This window comes from Carnobacterium sp. FSL W8-0810, from assembly GCF_038007125.1.
Taxonomy (GTDB): domain Bacteria; phylum Bacillota; class Bacilli; order Lactobacillales; family Carnobacteriaceae; genus Carnobacterium_B; species Carnobacterium_B inhibens.
Genome location: NZ_JBBOWO010000001.1, coordinates 318,511 through 334,810, shown reverse-complemented (window position 1 = coordinate 334,810; position 16,300 = coordinate 318,511). Strand labels below are relative to the sequence as shown.

General features: G+C 34.7%; 14 protein-coding genes. 11 read left to right on the top strand and 3 right to left on the bottom strand.

The window, feature by feature from the left end; genetic code table 11:
- Positions 1 to 163: 163 nt before the first annotated feature.
- From NST49_RS01670 to NST49_RS01660, 3 genes are all read left to right on the top strand, one after another.
- The gene (locus tag NST49_RS01670) at positions 164 to 1,264 is read left to right on the top strand and encodes a GntR family transcriptional regulator (protein ID WP_251166296.1); all 1,101 of its coding nucleotides are present in this window, start codon (positions 164 to 166) and stop codon (positions 1,262 to 1,264) included.
- 80 nt (positions 1,265 to 1,344) lie between these two features.
- Positions 1,345 to 2,373, top strand: a complete 1,029-nt coding sequence (locus NST49_RS01665; RefSeq protein ID WP_341046712.1) for an aldose epimerase family protein — start codon at positions 1,345 to 1,347, stop codon at positions 2,371 to 2,373.
- 128 nt (positions 2,374 to 2,501) lie between these two features.
- Positions 2,502 to 4,481, top strand: a complete 1,980-nt coding sequence (locus tag NST49_RS01660) for a glycoside hydrolase family 127 protein (RefSeq protein WP_251166298.1) — start codon at positions 2,502 to 2,504, stop codon at positions 4,479 to 4,481.
- Positions 4,482 to 4,590: 109 nt separating this feature from the next.
- Here NST49_RS01660 and yidA read toward each other — a convergent pair whose 3' ends face one another.
- From yidA to NST49_RS01645, 3 genes are read right to left on the bottom strand one after another with little or no spacing between them, the layout of a single operon-like run.
- Positions 4,591 to 5,430, bottom strand: coding sequence for a sugar-phosphatase (yidA, locus tag NST49_RS01655; RefSeq protein ID WP_251166299.1), 840 nt, complete (start codon positions 5,428 to 5,430; stop codon positions 4,591 to 4,593).
- Complete coding sequence (locus NST49_RS01650) at positions 5,427 to 6,821, bottom strand: HD domain-containing protein (protein ID WP_251166300.1); 1,395 nt, start codon at positions 6,819 to 6,821, stop codon at positions 5,427 to 5,429. The genes yidA and NST49_RS01650 overlap by 4 nt, the downstream gene beginning before the upstream one ends.
- Positions 6,818 to 7,687 (bottom strand): lipoate--protein ligase family protein, encoded by an 870-nt coding sequence (locus NST49_RS01645; RefSeq protein ID WP_187949107.1) that lies wholly within the window; start codon positions 7,685 to 7,687, stop codon positions 6,818 to 6,820. The genes NST49_RS01650 and NST49_RS01645 overlap by 4 nt, the downstream gene beginning before the upstream one ends.
- A 202-nt stretch (positions 7,688 to 7,889) precedes the next feature.
- On the opposite strand from NST49_RS01645, the gene NST49_RS01640 reads away from it, so the two are divergent.
- From NST49_RS01640 to NST49_RS01605, 8 genes are all read left to right on the top strand, one after another.
- Positions 7,890 to 8,321, top strand: coding sequence for a DUF1934 domain-containing protein (locus tag NST49_RS01640; RefSeq protein WP_023176741.1), 432 nt, complete (start codon positions 7,890 to 7,892; stop codon positions 8,319 to 8,321).
- A gap of 44 nt (positions 8,322 to 8,365) precedes the next feature.
- Positions 8,366 to 8,980, top strand: coding sequence for a DNA-directed RNA polymerase subunit delta (gene rpoE / locus NST49_RS01635; RefSeq protein ID WP_251166301.1), 615 nt, complete (start codon positions 8,366 to 8,368; stop codon positions 8,978 to 8,980).
- A 255-nt stretch (positions 8,981 to 9,235) separates the two neighbouring features.
- Positions 9,236 to 10,834, top strand: a complete 1,599-nt coding sequence (locus NST49_RS01630; protein ID WP_034538137.1) for a CTP synthase — start codon at positions 9,236 to 9,238, stop codon at positions 10,832 to 10,834.
- 133 nt (positions 10,835 to 10,967) lie between these two features.
- On the top strand, positions 10,968 to 11,825 hold the full coding sequence (fba, locus tag NST49_RS01625) for a class II fructose-1,6-bisphosphate aldolase (protein WP_023176744.1): 858 nt from the start codon (positions 10,968 to 10,970) through the stop codon (positions 11,823 to 11,825).
- Between the two features lie 336 nt (positions 11,826 to 12,161).
- Positions 12,162 to 13,430 (top strand): UDP-N-acetylglucosamine 1-carboxyvinyltransferase, encoded by a 1,269-nt coding sequence (locus tag NST49_RS01620; protein ID WP_341046700.1) that lies wholly within the window; start codon positions 12,162 to 12,164, stop codon positions 13,428 to 13,430.
- 12 nt (positions 13,431 to 13,442) lie between these two features.
- Positions 13,443 to 14,738, top strand: a complete 1,296-nt coding sequence (gene rho, locus NST49_RS01615) for a transcription termination factor Rho (protein WP_034538138.1) — start codon at positions 13,443 to 13,445, stop codon at positions 14,736 to 14,738.
- 142 nt (positions 14,739 to 14,880) lie between these two features.
- Positions 14,881 to 15,150, top strand: a complete 270-nt coding sequence (locus NST49_RS01610) for a type B 50S ribosomal protein L31 (RefSeq protein ID WP_023176747.1) — start codon at positions 14,881 to 14,883, stop codon at positions 15,148 to 15,150.
- 378 nt (positions 15,151 to 15,528) lie between these two features.
- Positions 15,529 to 16,296 carry a hypothetical protein gene (locus NST49_RS01605; protein WP_034538140.1) on the top strand — a complete coding sequence of 256 codons (768 nt, stop codon included), beginning with the start codon at positions 15,529 to 15,531 and terminating at the stop codon, positions 16,294 to 16,296.
- Positions 16,297 to 16,300: the final 4 nt, after the last annotated feature.

The following is a 16,300-nucleotide window of genomic DNA, read 5'->3' as shown; positions in this document are numbered from 1 at the left end:
TTGAAAAAGCACTTTTTTTCTTAGACAAAAAAAGATTATTATCAGCTGTACGTAATAAAAAAGAGACTAATAATCTCTGAGTGAAAGGATTACAGTATATTGCTTTGTTCTATGATATCAGGTAACATTCACGTACGTACAACTTTTTTTGGAAGGTGATTAAATGTCTAATAAACCTAAATATTTAGTAATTAAAAACCAATTAAAAGAACTTATTTTAAGCGGGAAGTATCCTACTGGGAGCAAAATACCATCAGAAGCAAACTTAAGAGAACAATTTGGTGTCAGCAGACACACTATTCGACAATCTATTGCAGAACTTGTTAACGAGGGGTTTTTGAAGAAAGAGCAAGGGTCAGGTACTTATGTAAATGATCAGTATCAACAACGAGTGAAAGATAAAAATATGAAAACTATTGGCGTCATTACAACGTATCTTTCAGATTATATTTTCCCTTCAATTATAAGAGGAATGGAAGAAACATTAAGTGATAATGGATATTCTTTGTTATTGTCTAGTACACAAAATGACGTTCAAAATGAAAAAAGAAGTCTCGAAATGATGTTGGAAAAACAAATAGATGGATTAATCATTGAACCAACAAAGAGTGCCCTTTTGAATCCAAACCTAAATTACTACCTTAAAATTCAAGAAGCAGGTATTCCTTTTGTATCTATTAATGCTTCTTATGAAGAATTAGAAGTTCCAGAAATTCGTATAGATGATACTTTGGCAAATGAAAGGCTAACAAACCATCTATTAGACTTAGGGCATGAGAGAATCAGTATGATTACTAAAACAGATGATATGCAAGGGAAAAGCAGAATGAAAGGTTTTATCCGTGCCTTTTCAAAAAAGAACAAATCTTTTGATAACAAATTGATTGTTACTTTTGATACAGAAACAAAAGGAGAGTTAGCTCGTAGGATAAGGGATCTTCTAAATTTAGAAGAGGGACCCACTGCTTTTGTTTGTTACAATGATCAAATTGCAATGACAGTGATTGAACAAATTAATGCTATTGGAAAAAGGGTTCCAGAGGATTTTTCTATTGTAAGCCATGATAATTCATTTTTAAGCACAGCTTCGGATATCAAGTTAACCTCTATCAATCATCCAAAAGAACAACTTGGTATAGAGGCTGCTAACTGGATCATACAAGCCTTGGAAAAGTCATCTTTTAAAAAAGAATCGATTATTTATCAACCAGAACTAATTATAAGAGAATCGTCAAAAATTTTATCTAACACTAATAAAAAATAAAAGAAGTGTTTTGGCTTTCAGCATCATGTGTAGGAACTATTTTGAAAAATAGTTAGTAAAGAAGAAAGGAAGTGATTAAAGTGGTAATTCATAATACGAGAAAAGGGATTATCGGCGACAAAGAAATTAGAGAGTATACAATTACTAATAAAATGGGACTAAGTGTTTCTTTAATGAATTACGGTGCTACAATTACTTCTCTATATACACCAAATAAAGATGGGGAATTCCATAATATTGTTTTAGGTTTTGATAATCTATTGGACTATCAAGACCATCCTCACCATTTTGGAGGCACAATTGGCAGAGTTGCTGGAAGAATTAATAAAGGGAAATTTTTGTTAGAAGGAAAAGAATATCAATTAGATCAAAATGAAAATTGGAACCATTTACACGGTGGGAAAGATGGTTTTGATACGGTAATATGGGATGCGGAAATAGATGCTGATAATAAAGTTGTTTTTCATTATTTAAGCAAAGAAGGTGAAAATGGATATCCCGGAAATTTAGATGTTTACGTTAGTTATCAACTAACAGACAATAATGATTTGAACATTCAATATGCGGCAAAAACAGACAAAACAACTTTATTCAATCCAACTAATCATGTTTATTTTAACTTAAATGACGAGACAGATAAAGAAGTGAAAAATCATGTGCTGAAAATGAAAAGTTCGGCAATACTTGAAACGACATCTGAACTGATTCCAACGGGAAAATTTTCAAATGTTGAAGGAACGATTTTTGATTTTCAAGAAGGTAAATTTATTTATGAACGCAACATGGATGGTACACCTGAGCAAGCGGGATTTGATCATGCTTTCATTTTAGAAGAAACAACTCAACCCCAACTTTGGTTAATCAGCCCAGAAAGCGGACGAGAGGTAGTCATGTCTTCTGATTTTAATTGTGTGGTCGTTTATACAGGAATAATGTTTAATGATACTTTTAAAGTAGAAGGAATTCCATTAAGGCCTTTTATGGGCGTTACTTTAGAAGCACAGAATTTACCTGATGCGGTTAATCATGAACAGTTTGGAAATGTTATTTTAGAACCAACTAAAGAATACCAGAGAGAAACGAGTTATCACTTTGATGTAAAAAAATAAAACGTCCCGTTACCTGTAACTTTAATAGGTCTATTTTAAATGAAAAAATTGTGAGTAAGGCCGATTTGTCATAAGAAGTTATTAAAAAATACAGAAATTAGCTTAGTTAAAGGGAGTGGGATAAATAAATGAATAATATTTTTAAAAAACCATCTAATGAAATCGCTATCACAGATGCTTTTTGGAATCGATACATTCAATTGATAAGAGAAGAAATGATTCCTTTTCAATGGAATGTACTTAATGACGAGGAAGATATTGTTATTGATAAAGAACGAGACGATGCTTCAATTCCAAATGAAAAAAGCCATGTGCTTGAAAATTTTAAAATTGCTGCGGAAATCAAGGAAGGCCATCATTATGGATGGCTTTTTCAAGATAGTGATCTATATAAGTGGCTAGAAGCAGTAGCCAATTCGTTAAGCATAGAAGCAGATGACAACTTAAAAAAAACAGCTGATGAAGTGATTGATTTATTGGAGAATGCTCAAGATGAAGATGGCTATTTAAGTACGTATTACCAAATTGATGCTCCGAATTTGAAATTTAGACGGCTGTTTGAGAGCCATGAATTATATTGCGCCGGGCACTTAATAGAAGCAGCAATAGCTTATTACCAAGCAACAGGTGAGGATAAATTATTGGGAATTGCTTGCCGTTTTGCTGATTGTATTGATGAGAATTTTGGTCCAGAAGAAGGGAAAATCCATGGGGCAGATGGTCATCAAGAAATTGAATTAGCATTAGTAAAATTGTATGAAACCACTAAAAATAAAAGATATTTAGAATTAAGTGAATACCTACTTTTAATAAGAGGTCAAGATCCAGACTTCTATACTCGACAATTAGAAGAAAATAATGAAAAGAATCTATCATCTGGGCCTATTGGACCTATTAATTTAAAATATCACCAAGCTTATAAACCAGTAATAGAACAAGAAACAGCTGAAGGACATGCTGTACGTTTGGTGTATATGGCTGCAGCGATGGCTGATGTAGCTTATCATACAAATAATGAAAAGATGTTTCAGGCATGTAAAAAGATTTGGAAAAATATTATTGAGAAAAGAATGTTTGTAACAGGTGGGATTGGTTCAACGGTTCATGGAGAAGCGTTTACGTTTGATTATCATTTGCCAAATGACACAATGTATTGTGAGACGTGTGCTTCTATTGGATTAGTATATTTTGCCTATAATATGCTAAAAATTGAAACTGATGCCTCTTACTCTAACATTATGGAACGTTGTCTGTATAATACCGTTATCAGTGGAATGGCTCTTGATGGGAAACATTTCTTTTATGTGAATCCTTTAGAGGTTGATCCTTTAGCTAGCAAATTGGATCCAGGGAAAAGTCACGTTAAACCTACACGCCCATCATGGTTTGGATGCGCCTGTTGTCCACCAAACATTGCTCGTACATTGACTTCAATCGGTAAGTATGTTTATACAGAAAAAAAAGATGCTATTTTATTAAATTTATTTATGAGCAATAAATCAATGTTAGAAATTAATGGACATTCTGTGGTAATTGAGCAAATAGCAGATTACTTGGAAAATGGAGAAGTTAAAATAGCAATTACAAATAAGGATAATCAAGATTTTGAGATTGGTATTCGTATTCCAGATTGGACAAATAAATGGTCTATCAAAGTTTCTGGACAAGCTATTCAACCAATTATTAAGAATAATTATGCATTTATTTCTTGTGCAAATAATTTAGAAGAAATTGATTTACAATTTGATATGCCAATCCTTCAATTGGCAGCTAATCCTTTGGTCAAATCAGATAGAGGGAAAGTAGCTATTCAAAGAGGACCTTTTGTTTATTGTTTAGAAGAAGAAGACAACGGAAAAAATCTTCATTTAATACAAGTGAAAGAAAAAATGTCTGTAAAGATAATGAATGACAGCTATCTTGGGGAAATCCAAGCCATTGAATCAGAAGGACAACAAGTAAGTGTTGAAAGTAAATGGAAAGGCCAACTGTATTTACCTTACGAAAAGGAAAATGTGCAGCCTAAAAAAGTAACTTTTATTCCTTACTATAGTTGGGGAAATCGTTCACTAGGGGAAATGGCAGTTTGGATCGGAAAAAAAGAGTGAGTTATGATTAGATACATTGATAACACATTACTAATTACTTAGGTAATATAAAAAGACTGAAGCAAATGCTTATGCATGTTTGTTTCAGTCCTCTTGTTATTGGATATTTTTATTTAGAGTGGTTTTCCGCTATAGTCTGTTCAAAAGCAATAGCTTCAATTGCTGTAGCGACTCCATCATGTTCATTTGTATCTGTAATATAATTACTTACTTCTTTTACGCTGACAATAGCATTTCCCATGGCTACGCCCATTCCAGCGTATTCAATCATGTCTATATCATTTTCATTGTCTCCAATAGCCATGATATTTTCACGAGGAATAGATAAAATTTGTGCTAGATCTTTTAGTGCTTGACCTTTACTGGCAGATTTGTTTAATACCTCTAGATAAAAAGGCTCACTTTTTAAAATAGTGTAGTCATCATAAAAATCTTTTGGAAACTTAGCGATAGCCGCATCTAGAATGTCAGGTTCATCAATCATCATCATCTTACTGATTTCAATAGTTGGATCCATTTCTTCTACTGAGCGGTAACGAATAGGCATATTGACTAAAAAGGATTCTCTTACACTATAAGGACTAATGTCTTTGTTAGCAGTGTAAATGTATTTTTCATCAATTGTATGACAATGGCTTCCGACTTGGCGACTCATATCTTCAATTTTCAGAAAATCTTCAAAGCTTAATGTGTGGTGGGCAATAGCTTTTCCGTTATGTGATTGCTGGACTAATGCACCATTATAAGTAATAACATAATCGCCTTCCTCTTCTAGATTTAAAGCTTTCAAGATTGAGTTTACTCCGGGCAATGGACGTCCGGTGCAAATGACAATTTTAATTCCTTTCGTTTTAGCAATTTCAATTGTTTCTTTAACTTTAGAACTTATTTTCTTTTCGGGTGTTAATAACGTGCCGTCTAAATCGATAGCGATTAATTCTATAGTCATTTAGGTAAATCCTCCACTAATTTATTTGGGTCAATAATAGCCCCGTTCTTAATATAACGATTAAATTCATAATATAAGTCTTCGAATAACGTGATTTCTTTAGAGGTTTTTAGCTTTAAAAATTCTTTTGGTACATAAAAGCGTTCATCGCCGCGAACTTTTCCGGTAATAGAAGAGACAATTTCACTTACTTTAGAAAGTTCAACAAGTGTACCATCTTGGCGCACCAATTCTATTTGTGTACGGTTGGTATTTTGATTTGGCCGGTAAAAGTCATAAGGCAAGTCATAGCTGTTGTTAATAGCTGTATAGTAATCTGTATCGTATCCTGCTTCACGAATAATAATTTTTAGATCTTCAACCAAGTACATATCCGTGTCGCTGGAAAATTTAACCGATTTGAAAGGATGTCGATCAAGAAAGCGAGTAGCTAAATCGCTTAAAATCGGGTCTTTTTCTTCTTTCCATAAGGTAAAGTAAGTGGCTAAAACGCCATCATCAAGTCTTAAATAGTCTTTAAGTGTAAAATTCTTTCCAAAAAAAGGAGCAAGTAAATTCAGCTGATCATTGAATTGGGTTTCTGAACTAATATACAGTTCTTTAGCACGTTTCAGTAAATGGTCTAAAATAACTTCCATTCCTCTTGAGACGGGATGGAAATAGACCTGCATATACATTTGATAACGGCTAACGATATAATCTTCAACAGCATGCATGCCAGATAATTGGAAATAGATTCCATCATTATAAGGACGCATCACTCTAAGTATGCGAGTTAAATCAAATGTACCATAATTTACACCTGTATGATAAGCATCACGTAATAGATAATCCATCCGATCTGCATCAATTTGACTAGAAATGAGTTGGACTACCTGTGGATTCGGGTACGTTTTTTGAATGACGCTCGCAACTTTTGCTGGAAAATCTTCACTAACCTTGACTAACACATTATAGACTTCCGTTTCTGGAGAGGTAATAATAGCCACAGTAATCTCTTCATGGTTGGTTTTGAAAATATGTTCGAATGTATGAGAATATGGGCCGTGTCCAATGTCATGTAAAAGAGCTGCACATAAGGCCACTAAACGTTCATTATCATCCCAACCACCATCTCCTTGTGTTTGAGTAGCGTAGTTTCGTTGGAATTTATCACAGATGCGACGTGTAATTTCATATACACCTAGTGAATGTGTGAATCTAGTATGCTCAGCTCCGTGAAAAGTCAATGACGAGGTACCCAACTGTTTGATACGGCGCAATCGTTGGAATTCACTAGAATTAATTAAATCTAAAATAATTTGGTGTTGGACATGAATGTAATCATGAACTGGATCACGAAAAACGTGTTCTATAGGCAGTAAAAAATTGGCATCATAATGGCTGCTCATTCGCTTAACTCCTTATCGATAGAATCTCCAAGCATTTGTTGATTGCGACGAATCATTTTTTCAAACCCTTCATTATAGTCACTTAAGATTTCTGAGGAGTATTCACCAGGCACAATCGTGCAATTGTTTTGATTAAGTGTAGATAAAATCAATTCTTTCATTTTGTCTACACTTAAAGAAATACCTAGCAATTCTTCTAGTGTAGACATTGCTTCAGGATTCACAGATGGAAAGTGCCACTTAACGGTTTCTCCTTTTAATCCTGCTTCATAAAAATCACGGATCATTTCAGCGCGTTTAAACTGGTTGCCTGTTACACTAATGTAAATCATAATAGCTACACCATTTTTTAAGCGTCTTTGTGAGATGCCGGCAAATTTTTTCCCGTCAATACTTAAATCAAAATCTCCGGGGCAATAAGAATCTTTGATCTCATAGGCTTTGCTTATCTTTCCGTATTGTTTAATGGAGTCGTTAATCAACTGGAACATATACTCATACCCAGTGTCTATAGACATTTTTTGTTCTAGACTTTCGGGTAATATAAGTGAAAAGTTTAACACTCCTTCATCTCCAACTACAGCTAATCCTCCCGAATTGCGTACAATGTAGGGTTGTCCGTAACTTTTAATGACCTCTAATGCATCTTTAAAATAAGGTAATTTTGTATCCATCATACCTAATATAACCAAATTTGAGGTCGGCCAAAAATGTAAAATATTTTTTTGATATTTTCCAACATATCGCAATAAACTATCTGTTAATGCAAAATGGGAGATGGTTTGGTTAGAAAAAGGCATGGTTGCAGCCTCGTAAAGTTTATAATAATGATTGGTTAAAAAGTCCTTTTTATCAGTAGTCGTCATTAGTTTTACATCCTTTAGTTAATTGTAAATAGCGATTCTTCCTTATTATAGCAAATTTTGGTGTAGGGTTCTCCTTAACTGGTTTAAAAAAGCATAATCTTTCTTTTATTTATGATAAGATAGAGGTGCAGTTTAGTGGAAATGACGAATTAAGGTCATTAAGCTATCGTTAAATTAGGACTAATGAGCAGAGGTGAAATAATTGGATTTATCAAAAGGAAGAACAGCTCAAATACATTTAGAGACGACGATCTCTCAAGGTAACGAAACTGAAAGGCATGTATTTGATGAAGCAGGTAAAGTCGTTCAAATGAATTCATCTTATTATATTCGGTTTCAAGAAACGTATGAATCGGTAGTCGTTCCTGTAACAGTCAAGATTGATCCTTCTGGAGTGGTTACACTTACACGTAAAGGTGATACAACTACGCGGATGAGATTTGATAAAGGGGAAAGGTTTGAAACCATTTATCGAACGCCACAAGGTGCAGTAAGTATTGAAACAATGACAAGTAATATGCAAATCAGTTACACGGATAACCCATTCTCTGGACGCATTGAGATTGATTATAATTTATTTTTAGGAAAAGAAAAATTAGGAGATTACAAATTACAATTGCTTTTTACTGTTTAAATATTGTATGATAAAGAATAGACTGTTGAAAGGACGTGGCTTTCGTGAAATTAACAGAATTTGACGGGCAAAACAAAAATGAATTATCAATGATTGAAGTAGCTCATGCCATCTTAGATCAAAAAGGAGAGATCCTTGATTTCTCAACTTTATTAAAAGAAGTACAAGATTTTCTAAACTTAAACTCAAAAGAACTCACAAATAAAACTTCTCAATTTTATACAGATTTAAATATTGATGGTAGTTTTATTTCCTTAGGAGAAAACCGTTGGGGTCTACGTTCGTGGTATCCAATCGATTTTATTGACGAAGAAGTTACTCAAGGAAATGAAGATGAAGCTCCACGCCGTAAAAAACGCAAAAAAGCGAGTGCTTTTGTCACTGGCGAAGACGACATTGATTACAATGATGACGATCCTGAAGACAATGACGAACCTGAAGACGACGAAGAAGACGATACTACTTACGGTGGACGTGTAGATGTTGACGTGCATGGTGTAATGGTTGACGATGAAGACAAAGAAGACTTAGGTGAATACAAAGCTGATTTGTCTGAATTAGGTACAGATGACGAAGAAGATGAATTGCCTGATGGTGTCGAAGGTGATCTTACAATCATTGAAGATGAGGACGAGGACGATTCTGACGAAGAATATTAATAACATTTATGGTTATAGACTGTTTCTTAGATAATTTTTTGAAAGGAAACACTTGACGCTTCCTGGAGAAATGTGTATTATCTATATTGGGCTCCCTTGAAGTGATTTAAGGGACAGGAACTGAAAGTAATCAATATAAAGCTCCCTATTCTACTAGTGAATAGGGAGCTTTATTTTTTATTTATGCCAAAAAAGAAAAAGCGTTTAGTGTCAACTTTTCTTTTACCCTAATAAGTTTAAAAGGAGTCGGTAAAAATGACAAAATATATTTTTGTAACAGGTGGAGTAGTATCTTCCATTGGTAAAGGGATTGCAGCAGCTTCTTTAGGACGACTGTTGAAGAATAGAGGCTTGAAAGTGACGATTCAAAAATTTGATCCTTACATCAACGTTGATCCAGGAACTATGAGCCCTTACCAACATGGAGAAGTTTTCGTAACAGATGATGGAGCTGAAACCGACTTAGACTTGGGTCACTATGAACGCTTTATTGATATCAATTTAAATCAATTTTCAAATGTAACAACAGGAAAAATTTATTCCGAAGTGATACGTAAAGAACGCAAGGGAGAATATTTGGGAGCAACTGTACAAGTTATTCCGCATATCACCAATGAAATTAAAGAGAAAATTATGCGTGCAGGTCAAACAACGGATTCTGATATCGTTATAACTGAAGTGGGCGGTACAGTTGGAGATATCGAATCGCTTCCCTTTTTAGAAGCCTTGCGTCAAATGAAAAGTGATGTTGGAGCAGATAATGTGATGTATATCCATACAACGTTGATTCCGTATCTTGGTGCGGCTGGAGAAATGAAAACAAAACCTACACAACATAGTGTGAAAGAGTTACGTGGGTTAGGTATTCAGCCGAATTTATTAGTTATTCGTACAGAAAAACCTGTACCACAAAGTTTGAAAGACAAATTAGCGTCATTTTGCGATGTAGAGCCTGAAGCAATTATTGAATCTCGTGATGTGGACACTCTTTACTCTATTCCTTTAAATCTCCAAAAACAAAATATGGATCAAATCGTCTGTGACCATCTTAAAATTGATGCGCCGCCTGCTGATATGTCTGAGTGGATCACATTAGAACAAAAAGTAATGCATTTATCTAAGAAAACAAAAATTGCATTAGTGGGTAAATATGTGGAGTTACCTGACGCCTATTTATCGGTTATTGAATCATTAAATCATGCAGGATATGCTGTTGATTCTGAAATCGAAGTGGACTGGGTGAATGCTGAAGAGGTAACGCCGGAAAACGTTGAAAGCAGATTGAAAGATGCAGATGGAATTTTAGTTCCAGGTGGATTTGGGGATCGTGGCTTAGAGGGTAAAATCCTAGCTATTCAATATGCACGTGAAAACAAAGTTCCATTCTTAGGGATCTGTTTAGGTATGCAATTAGTTTGTGTAGAGTTTGCACGTAATGTTGCAGGTTTAGAAGGGGCTCACTCAGCAGAAACAGACCCTAATACACCGCATAATATTATTGACTTGATGTTGGATCAAAAAGATGTAGTGAACATGGGCGGAACGTTGCGTCTTGGATTATATCCATGTAAATTAAAACCAGGTTCTGTAACAGCTCAAGCATACGATAATGCTGAAGTAGTACAAGAACGTCACCGTCACCGTTATGAATTTAACAACAAATACCGTGATCTATTGGAAGAAAAAGGGTTGGTATTTTCAGGTGTTTCACCAGACAACCGTTTAGTTGAAATCGTTGAATTATCTGATCATCCATTTTATGTTGCTTGCCAATTTCATCCAGAATTCATCTCACGTCCAAATCGTCCACAAAAATTATTTGCAGGTTTTGTTAAAGCAGCATTGGATAATTAATTATGAAAAGGGTATGAAAACTAGATTAGGATTATAATAAATATGGATATTTTAATGTGTTTTTGATATAATAACAACGTTGACTAAGAGTATCTTAGTAAATAAAAAGATTTCCTTAAGGAGGAAAAAATATATGAGTCGTTTAGTTAGTATGACAGATATGTTAAACAAAGCATTAGAAGGTAAATACGCTGTAGGTCAATTCAACATCAACAACCTTGAATGGACACAATCTGTATTAGAAGCTGCTGAAGCAGAAAAATCACCAGTTATTTTAGGTGTTTCTGAAGGAGCAGGAAAATACATGGGTGGCGTTAAAGTTGTATCAGCAATGGTTGAAGCTTTAATGGAAACAATGAACATTACTGTACCAGTTGCATTACACTTAGACCATGGTTCTTCTTTTGAAAGCTGTAAAGCTGCAATTGATGCTGGTTTTTCTTCTGTAATGATCGACAACTCTGCATACGTAATTGATGAAAACATTGAAGCAACTAAAAAAGTTGTTGAATATGCTCATTCAAAAGGCGCATCAGTAGAAGCTGAAGTTGGAACTGTTGGTGGGACTGAAGATGGCGTTACTGGTGGAGTTCAATATGCAGATGCTCAAGAATGTCTACGTATGGTAACTGAAGCTAAAATTGATGCTTTAGCAGCTGCTTTAGGATCAGTACATGGTGATTATGAAGGCGAACCTGTTCTAGGTTTCGACGAAATGAAAATCATCTCTGACTTAACTAAAACTCCTTTAGTATTACATGGTGGATCTGGAATCCCAGAATTCCAAATTAAAAAAGCTATCGAAAATGGACATTCAAAAATCAATGTAAACACTGAATTGCAACAAGTTTGGACAAAAGCTGTACGTGAAAAATTAAACTCTGATGATAAAGTTTATGACCCACGTAAAGTTATTGCACCAGGTAAAGCTGCAATCATTGCTACAGTTACACAAACTATGCAAAGATTTGGATCTTCTAACAAAGCTTAACAATGACAATTAATCGAAAGAGGTTCGGGATAGTATCCCAACCTCTTTTTTTTGCCCTTTTCATCTTATTAGAAGGATAAAGCTAACATTTATGATCCGGTTAAATTAGCTGAAAGATATAGTAATTGTAAGTTGTTTTGAGATGTAGTAAGATTAAAACAGCTTGTTTACATAGGTAAAAAGGCTAAAATCAATACAGTTGTTATCAGAAAAAGTTGTGTTGATTTCATAAAATTAATCAAATAAAAATAACCTGTTTAAGAATATATAAAATTTACCCAGTTTTCTTATTTTTTAGAAGAAACAACCTTTTTAGAAAAAAGATGGAGGTACAACATGAAGAAATTAGTCATTAATGGTGGGAGAAAATTATCTGGCGAAGTAACCATCAATGGAGCAAAAAATAGTACAGTTGCTTTGATTCCGGCAGCAATTTTGGCAGATTCGCCTGTTGTTTTAGAAGGTGTACCAGATATTCAAGATGTCCACTCATTGATTGATATTCTGAATGTCATGAATGTGGATACCACATTTGAGGGAACAACACTTACCATAGATCCAACTCACATAGTCTCAATTCCTATGCCAAATGGAAAAATCAAAAGTTTACGAGCGTCTTATTATTTTATGGGTGCTTTATTAACCAAGTTTGGCAAAGGTGTTGTAGGTTTGCCTGGAGGATGCTTTTTAGGACCTCGACCAATAGATCAACATTTAAAAGGATTCCGTGCTTTAGGAGCAACCGTGGATAGTGAAATGGGAGCTATGTATTTACGAACAGATCAAAATGGATTAGTCGGTACCCGAATGTATCTAGATGTTGTTTCGATCGGAGCTACTATTAATATTATGTTAGCTGCAGTGAAAGCTAAAGGCAAAACGATTATTGAAAATGCTGCTCGTGAACCAGAAATTATTGATGTGGCTACCTTATTAAATAATATGGGTGCAAAAATAAGAGGAGCAGGTACCGATGTGATCCGTATTGATGGTGTTGACGAATTGCATGGTTGCCGCCATACGATCATCCCAGATCGTATTGAAGCTGGGACTTATCTGTCTATGGCAGCAGCTGCCGGATCAGAAGTTTTAGTGAAAAACGTTATTGTCGAACACTTAGAAGGCCTAGTGGCTAAAATGGAAGAAATGGGTGTACCAATGGAAATTGGGGAAGACAGTATCTTGGTTAAAGAAGCTACTCATTTAAAACCGATAAATGTAAAAACACTTCCGTATCCCGGCTTTGCAACGGATTTACAACAACCTTTAACACCTCTTTTACTAAAAGCAACTGGTACCTCTTTAATTACAGATACTATATACCCTAAAAGAGTTAAACACATACCTGAGCTGGTCCGAATGGGAGCGAATGCTCGTGTTGAAAGTGATATGATCCTGCTTGAAGGACCAAGCCAATTGCAAGGTGTAGAAGTAGAAGCTAGCGATTTAAGAGCGGGAGCTTGCCTTGTAACTGCAGGTTTAATGGCAAAGGGAACAACAACGATTACTGGTGTTGAAAATATTTTACGCGGTTACGATCAAATCATAGAGAAATTAACGGCTTTAGGTGCAGATGTTCGTATGATTGAAGATGAAAATAAATAGGAGTTAACGAATATGAGTGAGTTACTAACATTAGCCCAATTAGAATTGAAAACATTAAAAGAGATTTACAACTATGCAAAAGAACTCAAAATACCTTACTATAGCCAGATGAATAAAAAAGAATTAGCATTGGCTGTTATAAGGGCGCAAGAAGAAAAACAAGGATTTTTTATTGTAGAAGGTGTGCTAGATATTATGGCACAACAAGATTTTGGTTTTTTGCGCCCAATCAACTACACACCTAGTAAAGAAGATATTTATATTTCTTCTTCTCAAATCAAACGTTTTGGTTTGAGAAATGGAGATAAAGTGTCGGGTAAAGCTAGACCGCCAAAACCATCTGAACGTTATTATGGTCTAATGCACGTGAACCTTGTGAATGGGAAAGATCCGGAAGATGCAAAAGAACGTCCTCACTTCCCAGCGTTAACACCTCTTTATCCTGAAAAACAAATTACTCTGGAAACAACACAAACTAAGATTTCAAACCGCATGATAGATATTTTAGCTCCCGTAGGTTTTGGTCAAAGGGGTTTGATTGTAGCACCTCCTAAAGCAGGGAAAACTATTTTATTAAAAGAAATCGCAAATGGAATCGCTGAAAATTATCCTGATGCAGAGTTGATTATTTTATTGATTGATGAACGTCCAGAAGAAGTGACGGATATTGAAAGAAGTGTAAAAGGAGAAGTTGTCTCTTCAACTTTTGACCAGCAACCACAAAACCATGTACGTGTAACAGAATTGGTTTTAGAAAGAGCCATGCGATTAGTGGAAGATAAACGAGACGTTATTATTTTAATGGATAGCATCACACGTTTAGCTCGTGCTTACAACTTGGTTCTTCCTCCAAGTGGAAGAACCTTAAGTGGTGGTTTGGATCCGGCAGCATTGTATCGTCCTAAGCGATTTTTTGGAGCTGCGAGAAATATTGAAGAAGGTGGAAGCTTAACGATTCTGGCGACAGCCTTAGTAGACACTGGAAGCCGAATGGACGATATGATCTATGAAGAATTTAAAGGTACAGGGAATTCAGAATTACACTTATCAAGAGAACTTGCTGAACGTCGTATTTTCCCAGCAATCGATATTAAAAAATCAAGTACACGAAAAGAAGAACTTTTATTGGAAAATAGTAGATTAGAAATGATTTGGAAATTGCGGCATGCAATGATCGGAGATGCTTTAGATCTAACAGATCAATTTATAAAAGGGCTGCGTAAATCAGAAAACAATCAAGATTTTTTTGAGCATTTCACGGATAAAACCATTACTCAAACAAGAAATTCAAGAAGTTCTCATCGCTAATGATTTTTGTTTAACAGGTTTAATTTCTAATAAAAAGTGATTGCTTTGTGTAGACAAATATGCTATCATGCTAATGTTGTCTAAAGACAAAATAAGAACTCTGATTCAGCAGATGCATCAGGGCACAAGGAGAGATTCATATATGAAACAAGCAATTCATCCAGATTACAGACAAGTTGTGTTTATGGATACTACAACAGGCTATAAATTCTTATCAGGTTCAACTAAAAATTCAAGTGAAACAGTTGAATGGGAAGACGGTTCTACTTACCCAATGATCCGTGTCGAAATTTCATCTGACTCACACCCATTCTACACAGGACGTCAAAAATTTACACAAGCAGACGGACGTGTGGACCGTTTCAACAAAAAATATGGTATCGCAGACGCAAACAAAAAAGAAGAAGCTTAATAATATCTTGTTTTTTTGGAAAAAGGTTGGACAATTGTCCAACCTTTTTTTGCGTTTTGGTACGATAAAAGAGAAAGATGGGTAAATTCATGAATTGGGTATTCAACTTAAAAGACGAAATAATTTAGTCTCTTATCTGATTGAGAGGGTAGATTCTAAAGTTAGTTAGTAATAGTTTGATTTACAATAGAGAGTAAGTTATTTTTATTTTTTTAATAAATAATTTATTTCATTGTAACGCGCGCAATTGTCATATTAATGACTTAATAAAACGGTTGCAAGGTTTGTTTGTAACCAGAATATCACCTAACTGATACAGATTAGTTGAGATGCAAGTAGTACAATGAAAGGGATAAAAGACAAGGGGAGAAATGTGTCGTGCCTTCAGAAGCTACTTATGTTCATTTAGATACTATTACAAATGCTGTTTTGAGTAAAGGAATCACGATGAACGAATACAAAGATGTTGTCAAAAAACCGCCAAAAAATATTTTATTGCTGACTGCCCCCAAAGGTATTGGTGAGTATGATTCTCACACTGGTTTTCGTATGGTACGAGGATTAGCAAAAGTTCAAGAATACTTTGACCAAAATCAACCTACGAATGGTGTTCCTTCTAATTGGATTGATTTCGAAAGTATCGAATTAATGAGACAACTGACACCAATTGAAATTTCTGAGCTGCTTTATATTGCACACGCCCATACACATCTGCATTCGCCTTTTTATTATAAACTACAAAATAATTTTATCCATTTAACGCTACCCAAAGGGATGACAAAAGTATATTATCGAAAATTAGAACAATTTTATAGTATTTTATCAGTCAATATAACGAATAATGTAGAGAAGAAAATAAATGATAAAAAAAATGTCTTTCTTTTTAAAAAAGCCAAAAAAATTGCACGTATGCCAATTTCGGATGTCAAAGAATTGCTCCCGTTACTTAGAGAAGGAGTGCTTTTCTCATTCGAAAATATGAAGTGTAACCAAGGAATTTATGAAATACCTGTGTATCTAACAGAAGATCGAATGAAATCTCTAAACAAAAATTTCTTAGAAAAAGATCTAATGGGACACATTTGTTTAGATGAAAAGGATCAAAAATGGTTTTTTAAAGAAGAAAGTAGTTTACAGCCAATATAAGATA

Coding starts and splice junctions, on each gene's coding strand:
- NST49_RS01670 (WP_251166296.1), top strand. CDS start 164: ATGTCTAATAAACCTAAATATTTAGTAATTAAAAACCAATTAAAAGAA.
- NST49_RS01660 (WP_251166298.1), top strand. CDS start 2,502: ATGAATAATATTTTTAAAAAACCATCTAATGAAATCGCTATCACAGAT.
- yidA (WP_251166299.1), bottom strand. CDS start 5,430: ATGACTATAGAATTAATCGCTATCGATTTAGACGGCACGTTATTAACA.
- NST49_RS01650 (WP_251166300.1), bottom strand. CDS start 6,821: ATGAGCAGCCATTATGATGCCAATTTTTTACTGCCTATAGAACACGTT.
- NST49_RS01645 (WP_187949107.1), bottom strand. CDS start 7,687: ATGACGACTACTGATAAAAAGGACTTTTTAACCAATCATTATTATAAA.
- NST49_RS01630 (WP_034538137.1), top strand. CDS start 9,236: ATGACAAAATATATTTTTGTAACAGGTGGAGTAGTATCTTCCATTGGT.
- fba (WP_023176744.1), top strand. CDS start 10,968: ATGAGTCGTTTAGTTAGTATGACAGATATGTTAAACAAAGCATTAGAA.
- NST49_RS01620 (WP_341046700.1), top strand. CDS start 12,162: ATGAAGAAATTAGTCATTAATGGTGGGAGAAAATTATCTGGCGAAGTA.
- rho (WP_034538138.1), top strand. CDS start 13,443: ATGAGTGAGTTACTAACATTAGCCCAATTAGAATTGAAAACATTAAAA.
- NST49_RS01610 (WP_023176747.1), top strand. CDS start 14,881: ATGAAACAAGCAATTCATCCAGATTACAGACAAGTTGTGTTTATGGAT.